Source organism: Streptomyces sp. NBC_00122 (assembly GCF_045160845.1).
In the GTDB taxonomy this organism is placed as follows: Bacteria; Actinomycetota; Actinomycetes; order Streptomycetales; family Streptomycetaceae; genus Streptomyces.
Genome location: NZ_CP108191.1, coordinates 1591893 through 1614206, shown reverse-complemented (window position 1 = coordinate 1614206; position 22314 = coordinate 1591893). Strand labels below are relative to the sequence as shown.

At 68.6% G+C, this 22314-nt stretch carries 19 protein-coding genes; 11 read left to right on the top strand and 8 right to left on the bottom strand.

Annotated features, from left to right (window positions below; all coding sequences use genetic code 11):
• Positions 1-3: 3 nt before the first annotated feature.
• Positions 4-189, bottom strand: coding sequence for a hypothetical protein (locus OG737_RS07605; protein ID WP_328925369.1), 186 nt, complete (start codon positions 187-189; stop codon positions 4-6).
• 370 nt (positions 190-559) lie between these two features.
• Here OG737_RS07605 and OG737_RS07600 point away from each other — a divergent pair, with 370 nt between their 5' ends.
• From OG737_RS07600 to OG737_RS07580, 5 genes are all read left to right on the top strand, one after another.
• Positions 560-1069, top strand: a complete 510-nt coding sequence (locus OG737_RS07600) for a hypothetical protein (protein ID WP_405921325.1) — start codon at positions 560-562, stop codon at positions 1067-1069.
• A gap of 323 nt (positions 1070-1392) precedes the next feature.
• Positions 1393-1545: a hypothetical protein gene (locus OG737_RS07595; RefSeq protein WP_328925367.1), complete on the top strand. Its 153-nt coding sequence runs from the start codon at positions 1393-1395 to the stop codon at positions 1543-1545.
• A 104-nt stretch (positions 1546-1649) separates the two neighbouring features.
• Positions 1650-2885: a cupin domain-containing protein gene (locus OG737_RS07590; RefSeq protein ID WP_405921324.1), complete on the top strand. Its 1236-nt coding sequence runs from the start codon at positions 1650-1652 to the stop codon at positions 2883-2885.
• A gap of 105 nt (positions 2886-2990) precedes the next feature.
• On the top strand, positions 2991-4727 hold the full coding sequence (locus tag OG737_RS07585; protein ID WP_405680018.1) for an ABC transporter ATP-binding protein: 1737 nt from the start codon (positions 2991-2993) through the stop codon (positions 4725-4727).
• A gap of 40 nt (positions 4728-4767) precedes the next feature.
• A complete protein-coding gene (locus tag OG737_RS07580; protein ID WP_405921323.1) occupies positions 4768-6396 on the top strand; it encodes an NB-ARC domain-containing protein in 1629 nt (542 codons plus the stop codon).
• Between the two features lie 83 nt (positions 6397-6479).
• Here the strand turns inward: OG737_RS07580 and OG737_RS07575 are convergent, their stop codons facing one another.
• The 6 genes from OG737_RS07575 to OG737_RS07550 form a co-directional block, all read right to left on the bottom strand.
• On the bottom strand, positions 6480-7058 hold the full coding sequence (locus OG737_RS07575; protein ID WP_405680020.1) for a maltokinase N-terminal cap-like domain-containing protein: 579 nt from the start codon (positions 7056-7058) through the stop codon (positions 6480-6482).
• Between the two features lie 65 nt (positions 7059-7123).
• Positions 7124-8182 (bottom strand): vWA domain-containing protein, encoded by a 1059-nt coding sequence (locus tag OG737_RS07570; RefSeq protein ID WP_328925362.1) that lies wholly within the window; start codon positions 8180-8182, stop codon positions 7124-7126.
• Positions 8183-8312: 130 nt separating this feature from the next.
• Positions 8313-9482 carry a ricin-type beta-trefoil lectin domain protein gene (locus OG737_RS07565; protein WP_405922405.1) on the bottom strand — a complete coding sequence of 390 codons (1170 nt, stop codon included), beginning with the start codon at positions 9480-9482 and terminating at the stop codon, positions 8313-8315.
• 414 nt (positions 9483-9896) lie between these two features.
• Positions 9897-10781: a phosphatase PAP2 family protein gene (locus OG737_RS07560; protein ID WP_328925360.1), complete on the bottom strand. Its 885-nt coding sequence runs from the start codon at positions 10779-10781 to the stop codon at positions 9897-9899.
• 68 nt (positions 10782-10849) lie between these two features.
• Positions 10850-11896 carry a LacI family DNA-binding transcriptional regulator gene (locus tag OG737_RS07555; protein WP_328925359.1) on the bottom strand — a complete coding sequence of 349 codons (1047 nt, stop codon included), beginning with the start codon at positions 11894-11896 and terminating at the stop codon, positions 10850-10852.
• 26 nt (positions 11897-11922) lie between these two features.
• The gene (locus tag OG737_RS07550; RefSeq protein WP_405921322.1) at positions 11923-13572 is read right to left on the bottom strand and encodes a glycoside hydrolase family 13 protein; all 1650 of its coding nucleotides are present in this window, start codon (positions 13570-13572) and stop codon (positions 11923-11925) included.
• 222 nt (positions 13573-13794) lie between these two features.
• On the opposite strand from OG737_RS07550, the gene OG737_RS07545 reads away from it, so the two are divergent.
• The 5 genes from OG737_RS07545 to OG737_RS07525 are packed head-to-tail and all read left to right on the top strand — an operon-like array spanning position 13795 to position 19698.
• Positions 13795-15069 carry an extracellular solute-binding protein gene (locus OG737_RS07545; protein ID WP_328925357.1) on the top strand — a complete coding sequence of 425 codons (1275 nt, stop codon included), beginning with the start codon at positions 13795-13797 and terminating at the stop codon, positions 15067-15069.
• Positions 15070-15076: 7 nt separating this feature from the next.
• Positions 15077-16120, top strand: a complete 1044-nt coding sequence (locus tag OG737_RS07540) for a carbohydrate ABC transporter permease (protein WP_405921321.1) — start codon at positions 15077-15079, stop codon at positions 16118-16120.
• 2 nt (positions 16121-16122) lie between these two features.
• Positions 16123-16962, top strand: coding sequence for a carbohydrate ABC transporter permease (locus OG737_RS07535; protein ID WP_328925355.1), 840 nt, complete (start codon positions 16123-16125; stop codon positions 16960-16962).
• Between the two features lie 46 nt (positions 16963-17008).
• Positions 17009-18697: a glycoside hydrolase family 13 protein gene (locus OG737_RS07530; RefSeq protein ID WP_328925354.1), complete on the top strand. Its 1689-nt coding sequence runs from the start codon at positions 17009-17011 to the stop codon at positions 18695-18697.
• Entirely contained in the window at positions 18694-19698 is a 1005-nt protein-coding gene (locus OG737_RS07525; protein WP_328925353.1) for a LacI family DNA-binding transcriptional regulator, read from the top strand. The genes OG737_RS07530 and OG737_RS07525 overlap by 4 nt, the downstream gene beginning before the upstream one ends.
• A gap of 231 nt (positions 19699-19929) precedes the next feature.
• Here the strand turns inward: OG737_RS07525 and OG737_RS07520 are convergent, their stop codons facing one another.
• Entirely contained in the window at positions 19930-20373 is a 444-nt protein-coding gene (locus OG737_RS07520) for a VOC family protein (protein ID WP_405681428.1), read from the bottom strand.
• 151 nt (positions 20374-20524) lie between these two features.
• Between OG737_RS07520 and OG737_RS07515 the strand changes: the two genes are divergently transcribed.
• Positions 20525-22228 (top strand): carbohydrate-binding module family 20 domain-containing protein, encoded by a 1704-nt coding sequence (locus OG737_RS07515; RefSeq protein WP_405921320.1) that lies wholly within the window; start codon positions 20525-20527, stop codon positions 22226-22228.
• Positions 22229-22314: the final 86 nt, after the last annotated feature.

Sequence of the window (22314 nt, the reverse complement as noted above, 5' to 3'; positions counted from 1 at the left end):
AGATCAGCCGACCGGGAACACCGTTCGAACCGCGCCGTCGCCTGAGCGATGGGACAACAGGTCCTCGGCGTCACGCCAGCTGAGGTGACCGCCGTACTTGGCGCGGCTCCTGCCGGATGCGGCGAGGAATCCCGCGACACCTGCCGCGACGCCGACGACGGTCAACGCGACTGCCTTCTGTAGGGCCATGACGTCCTCCAGGGCGGTTCGGAAGTACCCAGCACTGTGCCCCGCTCCGGTGATCCCGACACGTCATAGACCGCACCGCCGGGACTCCCTGGGCCAGTTTGTTTCACCCGGTGCGGCGGGCCCACCACGTCGTGGCGGATGGCTGGGAATTGGACCTTCGAACCGAGTGGCCGTCCGGGCCCTGGCCGGGAAGGTTTGGAGCACGCGCCGGCGAATGGACTTCGGTATCGCCCGTGACGACACCTCCCGGCACCCGCACCGTCACCGCTACGGGCGTTCCCCCGCACCCAGCTCAATCTGCCGGTCGCATAGTGCATTTCAAGCCATCGAGCCGCCGATACTCACGAGTAGGCGCCACTACGGTCAGACCATGGGACCCCTGAAACCGCATCTCTCTGATCTCATAGTCGCCGCGATTTGCTTCGCTGCCGTCTTCGCCCTCATAGCCAAGGTGCTGCTGCCCAGGATCGAGAGGACCCTCGCCGAGCGTGAGAGTGCCACCGAGGGCACGCTGGAGCGGGCCGCGGAAGCCGAGCGGGAGGCGCAGCGCATTCATGCCGAGTACCAGGCTGAGTTGAGTGCCGCCCGGCACGAAGCCGCGCAGATCCGTCAGGCTGCGCACGAGGAAGGCGTGGTGCTCCTCGCTGATATTCGCGCGGAGGGGCATCGGGTGCGTGAGGAGCTCGTCGCCGCAGCCACCGTGCAGCTCGCGGCGGATCGGGTCGTCGCCGAGGCCGAGCTGCGCGAGGACGTCCTCGGGCTGGCCACCGAGCTTGCCGGACGTATCGTCGGGGAACCGCTCACCGACGTTGACCGTGCCCGCGCCATTGCCGACGATTTCTTCGCCGAGGTTGACGCGGAGACCGCCACCACGGCGTGAGCTCAAGGTCGCCCCTAGGCGCTTGATACTTCAGGGCAGGCCCAGATCCTCAGGATCTGGGCCTGCCTTTTTTTGACGTACGCACACCGATGCACACCCGACCGGCGACGAGCGAGTGTCGGCCAACTTCCGAACCCCTCACCGGCAACCGACCGGCAGAATGCCGCCCACCTGGATTGCCGGTGGGCGGTATTTTGCCGGTCCGTTTTGCCGGTTAATTTGCTGCCGAATCTGCCTGGGCATCCAGCGAAACCCTGGAGAGCATGAGCTCGATCGAACTTTCGATCACGTTCAATATTTCACAATCGAGAGGAGATTCAGAAGTGTCAAACACTCTGAACGCTGCCGATATCCAGGTCGTAAGGCCTGAAGCCAACGCCATGCAGGCCTGGCCCTGGGGTGACAAGAACAAGGGCAGCGCGGACTTCGAACTCGCCGCCTGGGGCAAGGACCACGGCCTCGACGACAACGACTGATCCGTCGTACCTGCGGTACCCGGGGCCACGGCCCCGGGTACCGCAGGGCCAGCCGTATCGGCGGCCGTCAGGCCTCAATCTCCGATTCATCATTGAGGGTATACGTGGAAACCATTACGCATCAGGAAAACGGCGAATCGATTGCCCAGTCCCACACGGGCTTGGCGCGGCTTATCGCTCCGCTGGATATCGCTACCTTTCAGAATGAATTCTTCGAGAAGAAGCCACTGCTGATACGTCGAGAGAACCGCGAATACTATGCGGATCTGCTGACGCTCGACAACGTGGACGAGATCCTCTCGCTCTCCAGCCTGCAGAACGAGGACGTTCGGGTAGCCGCCGAAGGCAGCATCGTGTCGCTGGACGATCGGCTCGCATTCGGCGCGCACGGCTCCACCAACGCCCAGGAAGCGGTGTACGCGAGTTACCGCGACGGCGCGACGATCATCATGGACGGGTTGCACCACCGCTGGGCTCCCCTTCAGCGTCTCGTCCAGGCGATAGGTGCCGAGACCAACGCCAAGTTCCAGGTCAACACCTACCTCACGCCCGGCGGCGGGGCCCAGGGGTTCAAGCCGCACCAGGACAACCACGACGTTTTCGTCGCCCAGGCGCATGGCGTCAAGCGGTGGGCGCTGTACGGACCCCGCTTCGAGCTTCCCTTGAAGCACATGAACCACCAGATCCCGGTCGAGCAGTACGGCGAGCCCGTGCACGAGTTCGACCTGCGTCCCGGCGACCTGCTGTACCTGCCGCGTGGCACGGTGCACGCCGCGCGGTCCACCGACACCGCCTCGCTGCACCTCACGTTCGGCGCACGACCGGTCCTGCGTTCGACCCTCCTCATGGAGGCGATCGAACAGGTCATCACTGCTGACGTGCGGTTCCGTCAGGGTCTCCCGCTGGGGTTCGTCTCCGACAAGGAGCTGAGTCGCCAGGCGGAAGAGGACCTGGCCGGGCTGATCGGCGCCCTGGCGGAGCGGCTGTCCGCTGCGGGGATGCTGGAGAGCGCGATCACGCAGGCGATATCGATCAACGCTCCCGAGCTGCGGAACCATCTGACCGACCTGGAACGGCTCGACAGCATGGACCTGGACACCGGGGTCAGCCGACGTTCCGACATCCGATGGGACATGCGGAAATCGGACAAGTCGGTTCAGCTCCACTTCCACAACAAGATCGTCGAGCTGCCCGTGCACGTGGCTGACGAGGTCCGGTTCGCGGCCGAGGGGACCGAGCCGTCCTTCACCGCGCGGACCCTTCCGGGGCAACTGGACGATTCCGGACGACTGGTTCTCATCAGGACGCTCGTGCGCGAGGGCTTCCTGACCTTCGCGTAGGACCACCTACTGACGAACGGCCTGCTGGTGGGTTCCCAAGGGCTCTCCAGCGGCCGGTCCGGTTGCGCCATCGGGCCCCTTCGGCCTGCGAGGAGACGACATTTCATGCCCCCCGCCGACCAGCCGGCGCACGTGCCGCTGCGCAGGATCATCCGGCTCTTCGTTCCGTACCGCGGCAGACTCGCGGCGGTCTTCGCGCTGATCATCACTTCGGCTCTGCTGGGAATGGTCTCCCCGTTCCTGCTCCGGGGCATCATGGACATCGCGCTGCCAGACCACCGCAACGGCCTGCTGTCCGTACTGGCCGGCGGAATGCTGGCCATCGTGCTCACCGTGACGGTCCTGGGCGTCTTCCAGTCCTATCTGTCGCTCTCCGTGGGCCAGCACGTGATGAACGACCTGCGGATCGCCGTGTACGCGCACCTGCAACGGATGTCCCTGGCGTTCTTCACCCGGACCCGCAACGGGGAGGTCCAGTCCCGGATCGCCAACGACATCGGCGGGATGACGGCGACCGTCACAAGCGTGAGCACCACTGTGGTGAGCAGTGTCACGACCCTGATCGCCAGCCTGGTGGCCATGGTCACGCTGGATTGGCGGCTGACATTGATTTCGCTGCCGATGCTCCCGCTGTTCATGTGGATCACGCGCAATGTGGGGGAGGAGCGGCGGGAATTCACGTTCCGCAAGCAGCAGCAGCTCGCCGTCATGTCGACCCTCGTGGAGGAGTCCCTGTCGGTCAACGGCTTCCTCCTGGGGCGCGTCTCAGGACGCACCAACATGCTCATACAGGAATTCGGCCGTCAGTCAGGGACGCTCACAGACCTCAACGTCCAAGCGTCGATGGCCGGGCGATGGCGCCAGTCGACCCTCCAGATCATCATGGCTGCCATGCCCATTGGGATCTACTGGGCGGCGGGCCTGGTCGATCGGGGCAGCTGGTCGGTGTCCGTGGGCACGTTGGTGGCCTTCACCACCGTCCAGCAAGCCCTGTTCACCCCATCGGTGCAGCTTCTCCAGATCGGCATAACGATCCAGGGCTCCCTTGCCCTGTTCGAGCGGGTCTTCGAGTATCTGGACATGCCGGTGGGCGTTGCCGAATCGTCCCGACCGACGGCAATCCCCGCTCCGCGAGGTCACGTCCGCTTCGAGGGGGTGTCGTTCTCCCATGGTGACGACCACGTCCTACGTGATGTCGACATAGATCTGCCGGCCGGTGAACACCTGGCGATAGTCGGATCCAGCGGCGCCGGCAAAACCACTCTCGGCTACCTCGTGCCGCGACTGTACGACGTCACAGACGGCCGGATCACGATCGACGGTGTCGACGTACGTGACCTGAGCTTCGCCACTCTCGCGGATATTGTTGGAGTCGTGTCGCAGGACACCCACTTGTTCCACACGACCATCGCCGACAACCTTCGCTTCGCCCACCCCGAAGCAACGGATGACGAACTGGTCGCGGCCGCCAGAGCCGCTCAGATCCATGACCTCATCTCGGGCCTCCCAGAGGGCTACCAGACAATCGTGGGTGAGCGGGGCCACCGGTTCTCCGGTGGCGAAAAGCAGCGACTCGCCATCGCCCGCACCATGCTGCGCAACCCCCGGGTGCTCATCCTGGACGAGGCCACCAGCGCACTGGACACACATACCGAGTCCGCGGTTCAGCGGGCCCTCGACGTGTTGTCCGCAGGCCGGACGACCATCACGATCGCCCACCGGCTGTCCACGGTCAGGGAAGCCGACCAGATCGTGGTCCTCGAAAAAGGTGTCGTTGTGGAACATGGCACACATGACGAACTCGTCGCCAGGAGCGGCCGTTACGCGGAGCTCATGCCTTAGCGTCTGCTGTCAGTTTCCCAACTCACAGGAGGAGCGCAGGTTGTCCAGCGAAGGGGGGGAGTTGGTCAGGGGGTGGCGTGCGTCCGTCGGCCTCACTCAGGAAGAGCTTGCAGAACGCTCGGGTCTCAGCGTGCGCACCATCCGATATTTCGAACGCGGACGCGGTGCTGCCAGGCCCCGCCTCAAGTCCGTGGGAATGCTGGCAGCAGCGCTGGAACTGGACGATGCGCAGACCGCACAATTGCTGACAGCAGCTCGACAGAGCACTTCGATTTCCCCTCCGCACAGCTCAGCTGAAGGGAGTGCGGCGGCCTCCGGCAGCACGGCCTCACCTGCTCGGCGGTTCGATCCAGCGGCTACGGAAACCACCACATCCACCGGTCGCCCTCAGACGCCGGCAGCCAATTGCCCTAGCGCTTCCACGCACCGTGCAATTCCCGCCCAGCTCCCGTTCGCGATAGCAGAGCTGTTCGGCCGGGAAGAAGCCCGGGAGATCCTGGACCGGCGACTCGCCAGCTGGCCGAGCAGCAACGCTCCGATCCTCCTGGCCATCACCGGCATGCCCGGCGTAGGGAAGACCGCACTCGCGCTGGACTGGGCAAAGAACCGGGCGCATGCCTTCCCCGACGGACAGCTCCACGTCGACCTGCGGGGATTCCAAGACAGCGCCCCCATGACCCCGGCGGCCGCACTGCGTGGATTCCTCACCGCCCTTGGGTGCGCCGCAGACTCCTTGCCGGAGGAAGCGCACGAACTGTCTGCCATGTACCGAACAGTTCTCGCGGAGCGGCGGATGCTCATCCTGCTGGACAACGCGCAATCCGCAGAACAGGTACGCCCCCTGCTGCCGAACAGCCCTGGCAGCGTCACCATCGTCACCAGCCGCGACCGTCTCACCGGCCTGACCGTACGGCACGGGGCCGCGAGGGTCGATCTGGACTGCCTGTCGGAACACGCGTCCGTTCACCTGTTGGCCAAGATCATCGGCACGGACCGGGTGAACGCGGAGCCCGAAGCGGCAGCCGCACTGGTGTCGCTCTGCGGCAATCTCCCGCTGGCACTGCACATAGCCGGAGAGCGCCTGGCGCGTCATCCCAACACTCCCATCTGTGAATGGGTGACCAAGCTGACCTGGAAGCCCAATAGGCTCGACACTCTCGATATTCCAGGCGATCCGGCGACGTCACTTCGATCGGTGTTCTCCTGGTCCTACCTGGCCCTGCCCGCATCGACATCCCGGCTGTTCCGGCTCCTCGGACTCAGCGACGCCTCGGAATTCGAAGTGTCGCAGATCATGCAGGTCTTCACCGAGGAGAGCGCGGTTGAGATGCACCTGGCCCTGCTGGTGGACTCCCATCTCCTCGGCTCACCCGCCCCCGGCAGGTACCGGTTTCACAAGCTGGTTCATCTGTACGCACGGGAACGCGCCGAGGCTGAAGAGCGTTCCGAGTACCTGACTGCTGTCACCCGGCGCCTACGGCGCAGCCGGAGGGACGAAGCGAGTATCGGAAGGCGCGGTCGCCCACGGGAAATCATTTCGTCGGTCCCTGGCCGGAAGGACGGCGACCACGGCGCGGTGGGGGTCGACGAACTGGGGTGCGCATTTGGTTGTGATCAGGAGGCGGTCCGGGTGGGGTCTTTGATCCAGTTCATCGCGCCGCAAAGGTGAAGGCGAGCCGGGGTGTTACCTGAACTCCGGGACGAGCCTGGCAGGTGCCCGCCTATCGGCCAGGTGAGGGGGTCGAGTACCTCTCACATGCGCAGGGCCGCGAAGACGGCGCGGACCTGTTCGCCGTCCGGTGTGCGCCACGTGGCGCTGACGTGGGTGGCCGGGTCCGGGTCCGGATCCGCCGGGGCTGTCGCGTGCAGGACGCGGGTCACCGACAGCGTCGTGCCGTCCTGGCCGGGGACCACGGTGACCGTGGGGTCCGGGGCGTCGCTCGCGTTCTGGTCCTGGGGGACCGCCTCGCCCCGGAGCAGCGCGCGCAGCTGTGCCACCAGGACCGGGTCCTGGGTGCCGTCGTAGACCCATCGCCGGCCCAGTACGCCGTGCTCCGACGTGCCGACCAGAGCCTGGTCGGCGCCGGGGAGCGGGGCCCCGCGGTAGGTCAGGGGCAGGTGGTAGGCGACCGGGGTGTCACCACCGGCGTCGGTGACCACCATGAACTCGATGCCGACCTCGCCCTCGGGGTCGTCCAGCCGGAAACCGCCCGCCTTGGTCAGCTCCGGAGCCTGGCCGGGCCGCCCCTCGTACCAGGGCTGCGCCGACAGCCACGACGCCACGAGTTCCAGCTTGCCGGGGGACATGGTGGTGCGGTGGACGACAGCCATGCGGACGGGCCTCCAGGAGTCGGGAGCAGCGCTACGAAGCCTAAAGCCCGCCCTCCTCGTGAATGTCAGAGCATGATGAGCAGGCGCGTCTTCGGCTTGAGCTTCCTGTTCACCGAACGACTCTGCACGTATACCTCCAACTTGGGATTGCGCCCCGCCTTCACGGAGACGGTCCCCTGGATACCCGTGCCGAACAGAAGGCTGCGTGCCGCGTCGCCCGTGTACGCGCGGTCGGTGTCCTTCTCGACCACGATGACTTCCTTGTCGGGCTGAACCTGGACCCGGCTGCCCAGCTGGTAGTAACACGACCCGCGTTCGTACGTCACGCCCGGATGCGAATCGACGAAGGACCGGATCTCGATCTCCGTGTCGACCTTCAGGAGCCGGTACTTGTCGGCCGGGACCGGTTCGAGACTCGCCCGCACGTCGTCGACCGATATGTCCTGGCCGACCGCGAAAAGGTTCTTCGTGCCGCGCACGCCCTGCTCGCGGCCACGCAGGAAGCTGGTGGCGGCAGCGCGCACGGTACCGATCGCCTCCTCGACACCCTCCGTGGAATCCGCGTCCCAGATGGCGATGTTTCCGGCCGGGAAACCGTAGTTCTGGGCGGTTCGCTTCGCCAGCGAGTTCGGAACGAGGATCGCGGACGTCCAGTGGCCCGGAAGCGCACCCATCTTCGCCGCGATCTTGTCGAGCCAGGGGCCGAGGATGGCCATGTCGCCGTCGTGCCGTCGGTCGCCGCCGGAGGCGTTCTCCTCGCCGTCCGTCACCACGATCTGGAGGAAGCTGTGCTCGCCGTACTCCTCCCAGATGTGGCCCATGTCGTCCAGGGACTTCAGAGAGGCTTCGATGAGGGCCGTAGCGCCGTTGTTGACCTTGTACAGACCCCGCATGGACGGCAGATGCTTCACGTCCATGTCCCAGACCAGGTTCTCCACCTTGTGGTCGAAGGAGTAGAGGCTGATCCGGGTCTCATGACCGAGGCTGTCCGACTCGGCCTTCAAGCCCGCCACGAACTCGTCCACGACGCGGATGAGTTGGTTCTGGTGCTGACGCATGGAACCCGAACAGTCCACGACCAGCGCGACGTGATTCACCTTGTGCTGGATCTTGTTGGCGGGCATGTTTCTGCTCCTTCTCCGAAGCTCCCCGAGTGATGTCTCCACACTATGAGGAGGCACTGACAACGGAGCTTGACGGATGATCACCCGCCTGCGGCGCGGCGGACCCCGGGTCGGGGGGAGCGCCCGGGCTCTACCATTGCCAGCGCAATTCGGGCTGATAGGGGCTGCAAGGTGCCAGAGTCAGCCGGGGGTTCAGCAGGGCCAGGTCGTCCTGGTGGAGACAGCGGCCGCCCGATCCGATCCTCCCGTCGGCGTCACGCCACCACGTCTGGGCGGGCGCCCCGTCGCACGGCGACACGCTGATCTTCGGGGAAGCGGTGAGACAGGCCCCGGACGCGGCGGACCTGATGGTTCCGGACGCGAAGGTCCACCGCTGGGCCGGCCCGCCGTCGCAGTCGGCCGTCGTGACGGGCCCACCTGCGGGTCGGCGGACGTCCCGCTCAAGGCAGCGCTTGACGGCGACGGTCGAGTCGGCGTGGCCTATCGCCGACATGATCTCGCCGGGGCCGGGCCGCCGGTGCGTCCTGCGGTGTTCCCGCTCGATCCAGCGGCGAAAACTCTGGCTGAGGGTGGATCCGGCAGGGCAGGGCAACGTGAAGCATCCCGCGCGCGCGAGGTACGCGTCGTAGACGGCCTTCTTGTCGCGCCGCTGTGCGGGAGTCAGGTCTGCCGGTAGCAGCGGCAGGCCGTAGCCGACGTACGGCGCGACGACCGGGCGGGCCGGAGCAAGGAAGGCGGCCTTCCTGAAGAACCGTCCTGCCATCTCGTGATCGCTGTGATCGGCATGATGCGCCGGCCCGACCCCGAAGGTGGCACTGTCGTAGTCCAGCGTCAGGACGCGTTCCGCCTTCCGCGAGGAAACGACCGCGGAGATCACAGAGGTCAGCTCTTCCTTGGTGTAGGACCGCGTTCCGTCCACTGGGGCGATGGTGGTGATCTGGCCGCGAAACAGCTTCAGCAGGCTCTGTCCGGAGTACCGCGTGCTCCCGGTGCCCGTCGCGAAACCGTCGGGCAGGCGGAAGAAGACGAGCCGAACGTCAGGGCGGTCGCTCAGGACGGACGACACGACCCGGCGGCCCCGCACGGTGAGATCGCTGCGGTGCCAGCGGTTCGGCACACCGGCCATCTTCGCGTAGGACGCCTGCAGGCCTTCTTCCCGGCGCCGCGCGTAGGAGTCCCGGAAGAAGGAGCGCCCGGCATCACCGGCGGTCAGATACACGGTGCCGACGGAGCACCCGTGGCGGATCAACCGCTGGACCTCGGGATTGACGAAGAGCAGATCGTCGTCCTGGTGTGCCACGCCTGTCAGCGTGGGGCGGCACTCCTCCGGGTCCGGCTCCACACCTCTACGGAATCCGGGGTGCTGTCCACCGTGGGAATGCGCGACGTCGACCTGGAGGAACGAGGCGATCCCGGCCAGCACGATGCCCAGAGCCGAGGGAAGCGCCCGCCAACGGCACTGCCGCCCACCCACGCGCAGGGCGCTGTCGGGTGCCTCAGGCCTCACCACGGACCCCTTTTCGCGGACGAGCCGGTCCCGTGGCGCGAGCGGCACCACGTGCTCTCGGTGTGCTGTGCCCGATGCTATGGGCGCCCGGGGAACAGCAGCGACACGAGAGGGTCCGATCGGTGGATGGACCGGCCGCCGGCCGGGGTGCGTACCGCGACCCACGCCATCGGCGACGCGGCGGTCCGCCACGTCATGGACACGGCACTAGCGACGGAAGCGGTTCAGCAGCGCCGCCGCCGGGTGCGGACCCGCGTACTCGGGGTGGCGCGGCAGGCGGTGCGGCAGCGAGCCGTACCAGCTGCGCGAGACGGTGTAGCCGAAGGTCAGGCAGAGCATGCCGCCCACGGCGTCGAGCCAGAAGTGGTTGGCGGTGGCCACGATGACGACGAGGGTCGCCGTCGGGTAGAGCAGGCCCAGGATCCGGGCCCAGGGGGCGGAGGCGACCGCGAAGATCGTCAGCCCGCACCAGAGCGACCACCCTATGTGCATGGACGGCATGGCGGCGTACTGGTTCGACATCTGCTTGAGGTTCCCCGACGCCATGGAGCCCCACGTGTGGTGGACCAGCACGGTGTCGACGAAGGACTGCCCGTTCATCAGCCGGGGCGGCGCGAGCGGGTAGCAGTAGTAGCCGACCAGCGCCACGCCCGTGGTGGCGAAGAGGACGAGGCGCGTGGCGGCGTACCGCCCCGGATGGAAGCGGTAGATCCACACCAGCACGCCGATGGTCACGGCGAAGTGGAGCGTCGCGTAGTAGTAGTTCATGCCCACGATCAGCCACGTCACCGAGTTCACGGCGTGGTTGACGGACTGCTCCCAGGCGATGCCGAGGGTGCGCTCGACGGACCAGATCCAGTCGGCGTTCGCGAGGGCGGCCGCCTTCTGCTCGGGCACCGCGTTGCGGATCAGCGAGTAGGTCCAGTAGCTGATCGCGATGAGCGCGATCTCGAACCAGATCCGCGGCCGGCGCGGGGACCGCAGCCGGGTGAGCAGGGTGCGTTCGGAGCCCGGGCGGGTCTCGCTCTCGGTCACCTGGGGTGACGAGACATCCGTCCGGGTTTCCAGTGTCTTCACGCTCGCTTCACCCATGGGATAGGAGTCTGCCAGATGCGATCTCGCCTTCGATCATCCCTCGGGACGGTCTTCGGCGCCTCCGCTCAGACCTGCGGACTAGTACGCCCCCGAGCTTGCCCGGGGCCGGAGGCCGTCGAGCCGCGGACCACCAGTTCGGGCAGGAAGACGAACTCGCTGTGCGGGGCCGGCGTACCGCCGATCTCCTCCAGCAGGGTCCGGACCGCCGCCTGCCCCATGGCCTGGACCGGCTGCCGGATGGTGGTGAGCGGCGGATCGGTGAACGCTATGAGAGGGGAGTCGTCGAAGCCGACCACCGACACGTCCTGCGGAACCCTCAGTCCCTGCTGCCGGGCGGCCCGGATCGCGCCGAGCGCCATCATGTCGCTCGCGCACACCACCGCCGTGCAGCCCCGCGAGATCAGCGCGGTCGCGGCCGCCTGGCCGCCCTCCAGGGAGTAGAGGGAGTGCTGGATCAGCTCTTCGGTCTCGGCCTCGTCGAGCCCGAGCCGCTCCTTCATCCCGAGCCGGAAGCCCTCGATCTTGCGGACCACCGGTACGAAGCGCTTCGGCCCGACCGCCAGGCCGATCCGGGTGTGCCCCAGCGCGGCAAGGTGGGTCACGGCGAGCTGCATCGCGGCCCGGTCGTCAGGGGAGACGAAGGGGGCCTGCACCTTGTCGGAGAACCCGTTGATGAGGACGTACGGGACGCCCTGGCCGCGGAGTTGGTCGTAGCGGCCCATGTCGGCCGTCGTGTCGGCGTGCAGACCGGAGACGAAGATGATGCCGGAGACCCCGCGGTCGACCAGCATCTCGGTCAGCTCGTCCTCGGTGGACCCGCCGGGCGTCTGCGTGGCCAGTACGGGCGTGTACCCCTGCCGGGTCAGGGCCTGGCCGATGACCTGGGCGAGCGCCGGGAAGATGGGATTGTCCAGCTCAGGGGTTATCAGGCCGACGAGTCCCGCGCTGCGCTGGCGCAGCCGTACGGGCCGTTCGTAGCCGAGCACGTCGAGCGCGGCCAGCACGGATTCACGGGTGCCTGCGGCCACACCGGGCTTGCCGTTGAGCACGCGGCTGACTGTGGCTTCGCTGACCCCCGCCTGGGCTGCGATGTCGGCAAGCCGTGCGGTCACGGGATTGGACTGTACCGGTCGCACGTTTAAATTGCCCACCAGGTGCACGAATCCGCCGGAAGCCGGACGGTGCGCCCGTCCGTCTCCACCGGCGCGCTGGAGAGTACGGGGCGCCCGGGTGCGGGGAGTTCGACCGCGGCGGGCCGGGTGTTGAGGGTGCAGGCGAAGCCGGGCCGGGTGAAGAGGAGTACGTCCTCGGGCGCGGGCAGCCAGGTCAGCGGGCCCGCGTCGGGAGAGCCGAGGCCCGGCAGCGCGCGGCGCAGCTCCAGGGCGGCCCGGTAGAGCTCCAGGGTGGAGTGCGGGTCGCCGGTCTGGGCGGCGACGCTCAGACCGGCCCAGCCGGCGGGCTGCGGCAGCCAGGTGCCGGCCGGCCCGAATCCGTACGGCGGCTCCGCGCCGGACCAGGGGAGCGGCACCCGGCAGCCGTCGCGCAGCCCGTCCTGTCCGGCGGTGCGCAGGAACGCCGGGTCCTGGCGGACGGCGTCGGGGAGGTCGGTCACCTCCGGCAGGCCCAGCTCCTCGCCCTGGTAGACGTACGCCGACCCGGGCAGCGCCAGCATCAGCAGCGCGGCCGCCCGCGCCCGGTCCAGGCTGCCGAACCGGGTCCGGTGCCGCACGACGTCGTGGTTGGACAGCACCCACGTGGTCGGGGCGCCCACCGAGGCGGTGGCGGCCAGTGACTCGTCGATCACGGTCCGCAACACGGCGGTGTCCCACCGGCAGTTCAGGAACCGGAAGTTGAAGGCCTGGTGCAGTTCGTCGGGGCGGACGTAGAGGGCGAGCCGCTCGGAGGACGGGGCCCAGGCCTCGGCGACACCGATGCGCGGGCCCTCGTAGGAGTCGAGGAGCCGGCGCCAGGAGCGGAGGATCTCGTGGACCCCGTCCTGGTCGAAGAAGGGGAGCGGCTCGGTGCCGATGAGCGTGGCCTGCGCGCCGTGGCCGATGTCGGGCAGGCCCGGGGCCTTGACCATGCCGTGGGCGACGTCGACGCGGAAGCCGTCGACGCCGAGGTCGAGCCAGAAGCGCAGGACGGAGGCGAACTCGGCGGCGACCTCGGGGTGGTCCCAGTCCAGGTCGGGCTGCTGGGGGGCGAAGAGGTGCAGGTACCACGCTCCCCCAGCCTCCGGCTGGGAGGTGCCCCCATCGCCTGCCGGCGCCGCGACGCGGGTCCAGGCGGGGCCGCCGAAGACGGACTCCCAGTCGTTCGGGGGCGCGGCGCCGCCGGGTCCGCGGCCGGGGCGGAAGTGGTAGCGCTCCCGCATCCCCGGATCCCCGGCGAGGGCGGCCCGGAACCAGGGGTGCTCCTCGGAGGTGTGGTTCGGGACCACGTCGACGATGACCCGCAGTCCCAGCGCGTGGGCGGCGCTGACGAGCTCGTCGGCGTCGGAGAGGTCGCCGAAGAGCGGGTCGACGGCCCGGTAGTCGGCGACGTCGTAGCCGCCGTCCGCCTGGGGGGACACGTAGAAGGGGGTGAGCCATACGGCGTCGACCCCGAGCCGGGCCAGGTGCGGGAGCCGCTCGCGCACCCCGCGCAGGTCCCCGACGCCGTCCCCGTCACTGTCCGCGAAGGACCGTACGTACACCTGATAGATGACGGCATCGCGCCACCAGCCGCCGCTTGCGGTGGCGTTGCTGGAAGCGCTTGCAAGCCGGGATGCGGTCAGCTCATGGGTCATATAGGGGTCAACGCGAGCAGACACCCCCTGGTTGCGGGCCCGGACAGTCGAAGGTGACTCGAACTAACAGCAAGCTGCGGCAACCGTCCGGACACACGGATGTAACGATCAGGGCCTCTTGCAGAAAATTGCCGCAAGCTCTTTCGGACGGCTTTCAGTCTTGTTACGTTCCTGGCAACTCAGGACCGCGAGGGCGCGGCCGGGATCATCGAAGGAGTTCATATGCGGCGTGGCATAGCGGCCACCGCGCTGGTCGCGACCCTGGCGCTCGCGGCGACGGCTTGCGGTGGTGACACCAAGGACGACGGTGCTGAGACCAAGGCCGGCGGCGAGCTTTCCGGCACGGTCACCTGGTGGGACACCTCGAACGACGCCGAGAAGGCGAGCTTCCAGAAGATCGCCGAGGCGTTCACCGCGAAGCACCCGAAGGTGACCGTCAAGTACGTCAACGTCCCGTACGGCGACGCACAGAACAAGGTCAAGAACGCCTTCAGCAGCGGCTCCGACGCCCCCGACGTCATCCGCGCCGACGTCGGCTGGGTCGCCGACTTCGCCTCGCTGGGCTACCTCGACGAGGTACCGGCGGAGAGCGCGAAGAAGGTCGACACCGACTTCCTGCCGCAGGCCGCGGCCAGCGCCAAGTTCGAGGGCAAGACCTACGCCGTGCCGCAGGTCATCGACACCCTCGGCCTCTTCTACAACAAGAAGATGCTCGCCGACGCCGGCGTCCAGCCCCCCAAGACGCTGGAGGAGCTGAAGACCGCCGCCGCGGCCATCAAGGCGAAGTCCGGCAAGGCCGGTCTCTACCTGCGCGGCGACGACTCCTACTGGTTCCTCCCGCTGATCTACGGCGAGGGCGGCGACCTGGTCGACGCGAAGGGCAAGACCGTCACCGTCGACAACGCGGCGGGCGTCAAGGCCTTCAAGACGGCCCGTGACCTGGTCACCTCCGGTGCGGCGGTCACCAACGCCACGGACGGCTACACCAACATGCAGACGGCCTTCAAGTCCGGCGAGGCCGCCATGATGATCAACGGTCCGTGGGCGGTCGCCGACACCTACGCGGGCGACCAGTTCAAGGACAAGGCCAACCTCGGCGTCGCCGCCGTCCCGGCCGGCTCGGTCAAGGCCGGCGCCCCGCAGGGCGGCCACGACCTCGGCGTCTACGCCGGTTCCAAGAACCGCGCCGCCGCGCACGCCTTCGTCGACTACATGACCTCGCAGGAGGTCCAGGTCCAGTCCGCCAAGGAGCTGAGCCTGCTCCCGACCCGTACCGCCGCCTACGAGCAGCCGGACGTCAAGGGCAGCGAGATGGTGCAGTTCTTCAAGCCGGCCGTGGACAAGGCCGTCGAGCGCGCCTGGATCCCGGAGAACGGCTCCCTCTTCGAGCCGCTGAAGGTCGAATACACCAAGGCGATCACCGGGGCGTCGAGCCCCGAGGATGCGGCCAAGGCGGCCGGTGTCGAGTTCCGCAAGATCCTCAAGGGCTGGAAGTAACGAAACCATGGCTGCTCACACCAGCCAGTCGGTGGCGAAGGCCGCGGGCGACGACGTCGAGAACGACGTCGCCGCCCGCGGCCCGAGCCGCAGGACTGACAGCGACAGCGTCGGCAACGTCAGGCGCGGCGGACTGAGGCGTGCCCTCGCCACCCACTGGTACGCCTGGGCCATGGTCGCCCCGGTGGTGCTCGTCCTCGGCGTGATCATCGGCTGGCCGCTCGTCCGCGGCGTCTACCTGTCGCTGACCGATGCCAACGAGCGCAACGTGGCCCGCACCATCGGCGCGCGCCACATCGAGGCCTCGTACGAGTTCGTCGGACTCGACAACTACACGGCCGTGCTCGGCGACCCGGTGTTCCTGCAGCGGCTGGTGTGGACGGTGATGTGGACCGTCGCGTGCGTGTCGATCACCTTCACCCTCGGCCTGGTCCTCGCCAACATGCTCAACCGGGACTTCCGGGGCCGCGCCGCCTACCGGATGGCGCTCATCCTGCCCTGGGCCGTCCCCGGCTTCGTCTCGGTCTTCGCCTGGCGGTTCCTCTTCAACCGCGACAACGGCATCCTCAACAAGATCCTCGACGGTGGCGGCATCGCCGCCATCCCGTGGCTCGACGACCCGACCTGGGCCAAGTTCTCGGTCGTGGCCGTCAACGTCTGGCTCGGCGTCCCCTTCATGATGGTCGCCCTCCTCGGCGGACTGCAGTCCATTCCCGGTGAGCTCTACGAAGCCGCCGAGATGGACGGCGCGAGCGCCTGGCAGCGGTTCCGGCACATCACGCTGCCCGGGCTGCGCGCGGTGAGCATGACGGTGATCCTGCTCTCCACCATCTGGACCTTCAACATGTTCCCGGTGATCTTCCTGCTCACCCGCGGCGGACCCGGTGACTCCACCGAGATCCTGGTGACGCAGGCCTTCCGCGAGGCGTTCATCGCGAGCCCGCGCGACTTCGCCGGCTCCGCGACCTGGGGCGTGCTGATCCTCGCCCTGCTCATGATCTTCGCGCTGGTCTACCGGCGCTCGCTGCGCAAGCAGGGAGAGGTGTGGTGACCATGACCACCCGCACTCGGGGCGCCCGCGCCCCGCTCGCCTCCGTCGGCCTGCACCTCACGCTGCTCGTCGCGTCCGTCATCGCCGTCTTCCCGGTGCTGTGGATCCTGCTGACCTCGCTCAAGCCCGCCGAGTACGCGGTCACCACGGACTTCGTCAAGGAACCGAGCCTCGGCAACTACACGTACCTGCTGGAGTCGAGCCACTTCCTCAGCTGGTTCGCCAACTCTGTCCTGGTCGCCGGCGTCACCACCGTCCTCGGTGTGTTCATCGCCGCCACCACCGGATACGCGGTCAGCCGGTTCAAGTTCCCCGGCATGAAGCCGCTGATGTGGACCCTGCTCATCACGCAGATGTTCCCGATGGCGATCCTCATCGTGCCGCTCTACAACCTGATGGGCGACCTCGGCCTGCTCAACCAGCCGATCGGTCTGATCATCACCTACCTCACCATCGCCGTGCCGTTCTGCGCCTGGATGATGAAGGGCTTCTTCGACACCATCCCGGTGGAGATCGACGAATCCGGCCGCGTCGACGGGCTCAACCCCTTCGGCACGTTCTGGCGGCTCATCCTGCCGCTCGCCAAGCCCGGCCTCGCCGTCACCGGCTTCTACGCCTTCATCACCGCCTGGGGCGAAGTGGCGTACGCCTCCGCCTTCATGGTCGGCGAGGAGAACCTCACCCTGGCAGGCGGACTGCAGACCTTCGTCACGCAGTACACCTCCAACTGGGGTGCGATGAGCGCCGCCTCGGTCCTCATCGCCATCCCCGCGGCGATCTTCTTCGTTTTCGCCCAGCGTCACCTCGTCGCCGGAATGACCGCAGGCGCCACCAAGGGCTGACCTCCCTGCCTGCTCACCTTTCCGGCCCGATCTCTTCAAGGACGACATGACCCAGCACCTCGCCGACGCACTTCCCACCTCCAGCGGCACCCTGCCCGGCTGGTGGAGAGAAGCGGTGATCTACCAGGTCTATCCGCGCAGCTTCGCCGACTCCAACGGGGACGGCATGGGGGACCTCGAAGGCATCCGCAGCCGCCTGCCCTACCTCAAGGAACTGGGTGTCGACGCCGTCTGGCTGAGCCCGTTCTACGCCTCCCCGCAGGCCGACGCGGGCTACGACGTCGCCGACTACCGGGCCATCGACCCGATGTTCGGCACCCTGCACGACGCCGACGCCGTGATCCGCGAGGCCCACGGACTGGGCCTGCGCATCATCGTCGACCTCGTCCCGAACCACTGCTCCGACCAGCACGAATGGTTCAAGCAGGCGCTGCGCGAAGGCTCCGGTTCCCGGCTGCGGGAGCGCTTCCACTTCCGTTCCGGCAAGGGTGAGAACGGCGAACTGCCGCCCAACGACTGGGAGTCGATCTTCGGCGGGCCCGCCTGGACCCGGGTCGCGGCGCCGGCAGGCGATGGGGGCACCTCCCAGCCGGAGGCTGGGGGAGAGTGGTACCTGCACCTCTTCGCACCCGAGCAGCCCGACTTCAACTGGGAGCACCCGGCCGTCCAGGACGAGTTCCGCTCCATCCTGCGGTTCTGGCTCGACCTCGGCGCCGACGGGTTCCGCGTCGACGTGGCCCACGGCCTGGTCAAGGCGCCCGGTCTGCCCGACCTCGGCGCCAAGGACCAGCTCAAGCTGCTCGGCAACGACGTCATGCCCTTCTTCGACCAGGACGGCGTCCACGAGATATACCGCTCCTGGCGCCGGATCCTCGACGAGTACGAGGGCGACCGCGTCCTGGTCGCCGAGGCATGGACCCCGACCGTCGAGCGCACGGCCCGCTACGTCCGCCCCGACGAGATGCACCAGGCGTTCAACTTCCAGTACCTGACGGCCGACTGGGACGCGGACGCACTGCGCGAGGTCATCGACGGCTCCCTGGCCGCGATGCGCCCCGTCGGCGCCCCCACCACCTGGGTGCTGTCCAACCACGACGTCACCCGGCACGCCACCCGCTTCGCCAACCCCGCCGGCCTCGGCACGCAGCTGCGCGAGGCCGGCGACCGTGAGCTCGGTCTGCGGCGGGCCCGCGCGGCGACCCTGCTGATGCTGGCGCTGCCCGGTTCGGCGTACGTCTACCAGGGCGAGGAACTCGGCCTGCCCGACGTCACCGACCTGCCGGACGAGGTCCGCCAGGACCCGTCGTTCTTCCGCGCGGCGGGACAGGACGGCTTCCGCGACGGCTGCCGGGTCCCCATCCCGTGGTCGGGTACGCAGGCCCCGTACGGCTTCGGCACCGGCGGAAGCTGGCTCCCGCAGCCGGACTCCTGGGCGGCGCTGAGCGTGGAGGCGCAGACCGGCGACCCGTCCTCCACCCTGGAGCTGTACCGGACCGCCCTGCGGCTGCGCCGCGAGCGCCCGGACCTGGGCGCGGGCGAGTCGGTGGACTGGCAGGACGCTCCCGCCGGCGTCCTGGTCTTCCGCCGCGGGGACTTCCTCTGCACCGCCAACACCACCGGCACGGCGGTACGGTTCCCCGTCGAGGGCGAGGCCCTGCTGTCCAGCGGCGAGGCGGTCGAGGACGGCGTGCTGCCGGCCGACACCACGGTGTGGTGGCAGGTGACGTCGGGGTGACCTCCCCCCTCCGGCTGACGGACATCGCCGCGCAGGCCCAGGTCAGCGAGGCGACCGTCAGCCGCGTGCTCAACGGCAAGTCGGGCGTGGCAGCCGGCACCCGGCACAAGGTGCTGGCCGCGCTCGACCTGCTCGGTTACGAGCGGCCCGTACGGCTGCGGCGGCGCAGCAACGGCCTGGTGGGGCTGCTGATCCCGGAGCTCACCAACCCGATCTTTCCGGCGTTCGCGCAGGTCATAGAGCAGGCGCTGGCCGGGCACGGGTACACGCCCGTGCTGTGCACGCAGACTCCGGGCGGTGCCACCGAGGACGAGCTGGTGGAGCAGCTGGAGGAGCGCGGGGTCACGGGGATCGTGTTCCTGTCGGGGCTGCACGCTGACTCGATGGCGGATCCGGCGCGCTACCAGCGACTGGCCGCCCGGGGTACGCCCTTCGTGCTGATCAACGGCTTCAACGAGCAGATCAGCGCGCCGTTCGTCTCCCCGGACGACCGGGCGGCGGCGGACATGGCGGTACGGCACCTGGAGGACCTGGGGCACCGGCGGATCGGCCTGGCGATCGGGCCGACGCGGTACGTGCCGTCGGCCCGCAAGGAGCAGGGCTTCGTCGCGGCCCGTCCTTCGGCGGATGCGGAGGGGCTGATCCAGCGGACGCTGTTCACGGTGGAGGGCGGCCACGCGGCGGGGATCGCCCTGCTGGACCGGGGCTGCACGGGCATCGTGTGCGGCAGCGACCCGATGGCGCTGGGCGTCATCCGCGCGGCGCGCGAGCGGGGGCTGCGGGTGCCGGAGGACGTCTCGGTGGTCGGCTTCGACGACTCGCCGCTGATCCCGTTCACGGACCCGCCGCTGACGACGGTGCGCCAGCCCGTACGGGCGATGGCGACGGCGGCGGTGGGCGCGCTGCTGGAGGCGGTGGGCGGCACCCCCGTCCAGCGCACGGAGTACATCTTCCAGCCGGAACTGGTGGTCAGGGGCTCGACGGCCCAGGCCCCGGCATAGCCCTTGCCCTTGCCCTTGCCCTTGCCCTTGCTCGGGCGGGGCCGGGGTCGGTGCCGGGGCGGGGTGTCGGCCGGGACTGCATGATTTATGGCGCCCTGGGCCAGGCTTCGGCCCTTACGGGCCTGGCAGGCGCCACAAATCACGTTTTACGTCCCGGCCGACACCCCGCCCCGTCCCCGCCCCCGGCGGGCCCGTCAGGTTGAGCCGCCGGGGGCGGCCAGGCGCCCCGCGTCAGACCACGCAGAACTCGTTGCCCTCGGGGTCCTGGAGCACGACCGCGTAGTACGGCATGTCCGGCTCGTCCATGATCCGCAGGATGGTGGCACCGGCCGCGGTGACCCGCTCCACCGTGGCCGTGACCCGCTCCTTGCGCAGGGCGATGTCCACGTCCCGCCCGCCGCCGACCTTCAGGTCGAGGTGGAGGCGGTTCTTGACGGTCTTCGGCTCGGGGACGAGCTGGAACCAGATGCGCGGGCCGCGGCCCTCCGGGTCGACGATCGACTCCGGGGTCTCCCCGGCGTCCTCGCCCAGCTCCTCCGGGGGCACGCCCATGTCCTGCCAGTAGGCCCGCCAGGTCGCGTGCCCGGCGGGCGGGGGCTCCGGTACGTACCCGAGCGCTCCGGTCCAGAAGGCCACCATGCGCCGGGGGTCCGCGCAGTCGATCGTCAGCTGCATCTCCATGGGCCCAAGGGTCGCAGCCACCACCGACAACACCCGGGGGCCACCTTCACGAAACAATTCTGCAATCTCTTGCGCAAGGTCTTGCAGGGCTGGGGCGCGGCCCCTACGGTCGCCACAATCCCCCCTCTCCGCCAGGAGGCCCCACATGCCCCGCCCCCGCAGAGCCGCCGCCCTCGCGGCCCTGGCCGTCGCAGCGGCCACCCTCACCGCGCAAGCGCCGCAGGCCGCCGCCGCGCCTCCCGGCGACAAGGACGTCACCGCCGTCCTCTTCGAGTGGAAGTTCGACTCCGTCGCCCGGGCCTGCACCGACACCCTCGGCCCCGCCGGATACGGCTACGTCCAGGTCTCGCCTCCCCAGGAGCACATCCAGGGCCCCCAGTGGTGGACCTCGTACCAGCCCGTCAGCTACAAGATCGCCGGCAGGCTCGGCGACCGGACCGCCTTCAAGAGCATGGTCGACACCTGCCACGCCGCCGGCGTGAAGGTCGTCGCGGACTCGGTGATCAACCACATGGCCGCCGCCGACGGCACCGGCACCGGCGGGAGTTCGTACACGAAGTACAACTACCCGGGGATCTACTCCGGTTCCGACATGGACGACTGCCGGGCGACGATCTCGAACTACCAGGACCGTGCCAACGTCCAGAACTGCGAGCTCGTCCAGCTCGCGGACCTCGACACCGGCGAGGACCACGTACGCGGAAAGATCGCCGGCTACCTCAACGACCTGGCCTCCCTCGGCGTCGACGGGTTCCGGATCGACGCCGCCAAGCACATGCCCGCCGCCGACCTCGCCAACATCAAGTCCCGGCTGACGAACCCCGGCGTCTACTGGAAGCAGGAGGCGATCTACGGCGCGGGCGAGGCCGTCTCGCCGAGCGAGTACCTCGGCAACGGGGACGTCCAGGAGTTCCGTTACGCCCGCGACCTCAAGCGGGTCTTCCAGAACGAGAACCTCGCCTACCTGAAGAACTTCGGCGAGGCCTGGGGCCACATGCCCTCCGCCCAGTCGGCCGTCTTCGTCGACAACCACGACACCGAGCGCGGCGGGGACACCCTCAACTACAAGAACGGCTCGGACTACACCCTCGCCAGCGTGTTCATGCTGGCCTGGCCCTACGGCTCCCCGGACGTCCACTCCGGCTACGAGTGGACCGACAAGGACGCCGGTCCGCCGAACGGCGGCACGGTGAACGCCTGTTACGCGGACGGCTGGAAGTGCCAGCACGCCTGGCGGGAGATCTCCTCCATGGTCGGCTTGCGCAACGCGGCCCGCGGGCAGTCCGTCACCGACTGGTGGGACAACGGCGGCGACCAGATCGCCTTCGGGCGCGGTTCCAAGGCGTACGTGGCGATCAACCACGAGGTCTCGGCCCTGACCCGCACCTTCCAGACCTCCCTCGCGGCGGGCGACTACTGCGACGTGCAGAACAACCGCACGGTCACCGTGAACTCCGGCGGCCAGTTCACCGCCACCCTCCCCGCCGGGACGGCCGTCGCCCTGCACACGGGTGCCCGTACCTGCTCCGGCGGCACGACCCCGCCGCCGACGGCTACCAGCGGTGCCTCCTTCGCCGTCAACGCGACCACCGTCCCCGGCCAGAACATCTACGTCACCGGCGACCGCGCCGAGCTCGGCTCCTGGAACACCGCGGCCGCCCTCAAGCTCGACCCGGCGGCCTACCCCGTCTGGAAGCTCGACGTCACCCTCCCGGCCGGCACCGCCTTCGCGTACAAGTACGTCCGCAAGGACGCCGCGGGCAACGTCACCTGGGAGAGCGGAGCCAACCGCACCGCCACCGTCCCCGCGAGCGGCAAGGTCACGCTGACCGACACCTGGCGCAACTGAGCCGCCGCTCCACAGACCAGGGCCGCCCGGCACCACCATCCCCTGCCACGTCGGGCGGCCCTCATCCATGCGACACGTACACAAGG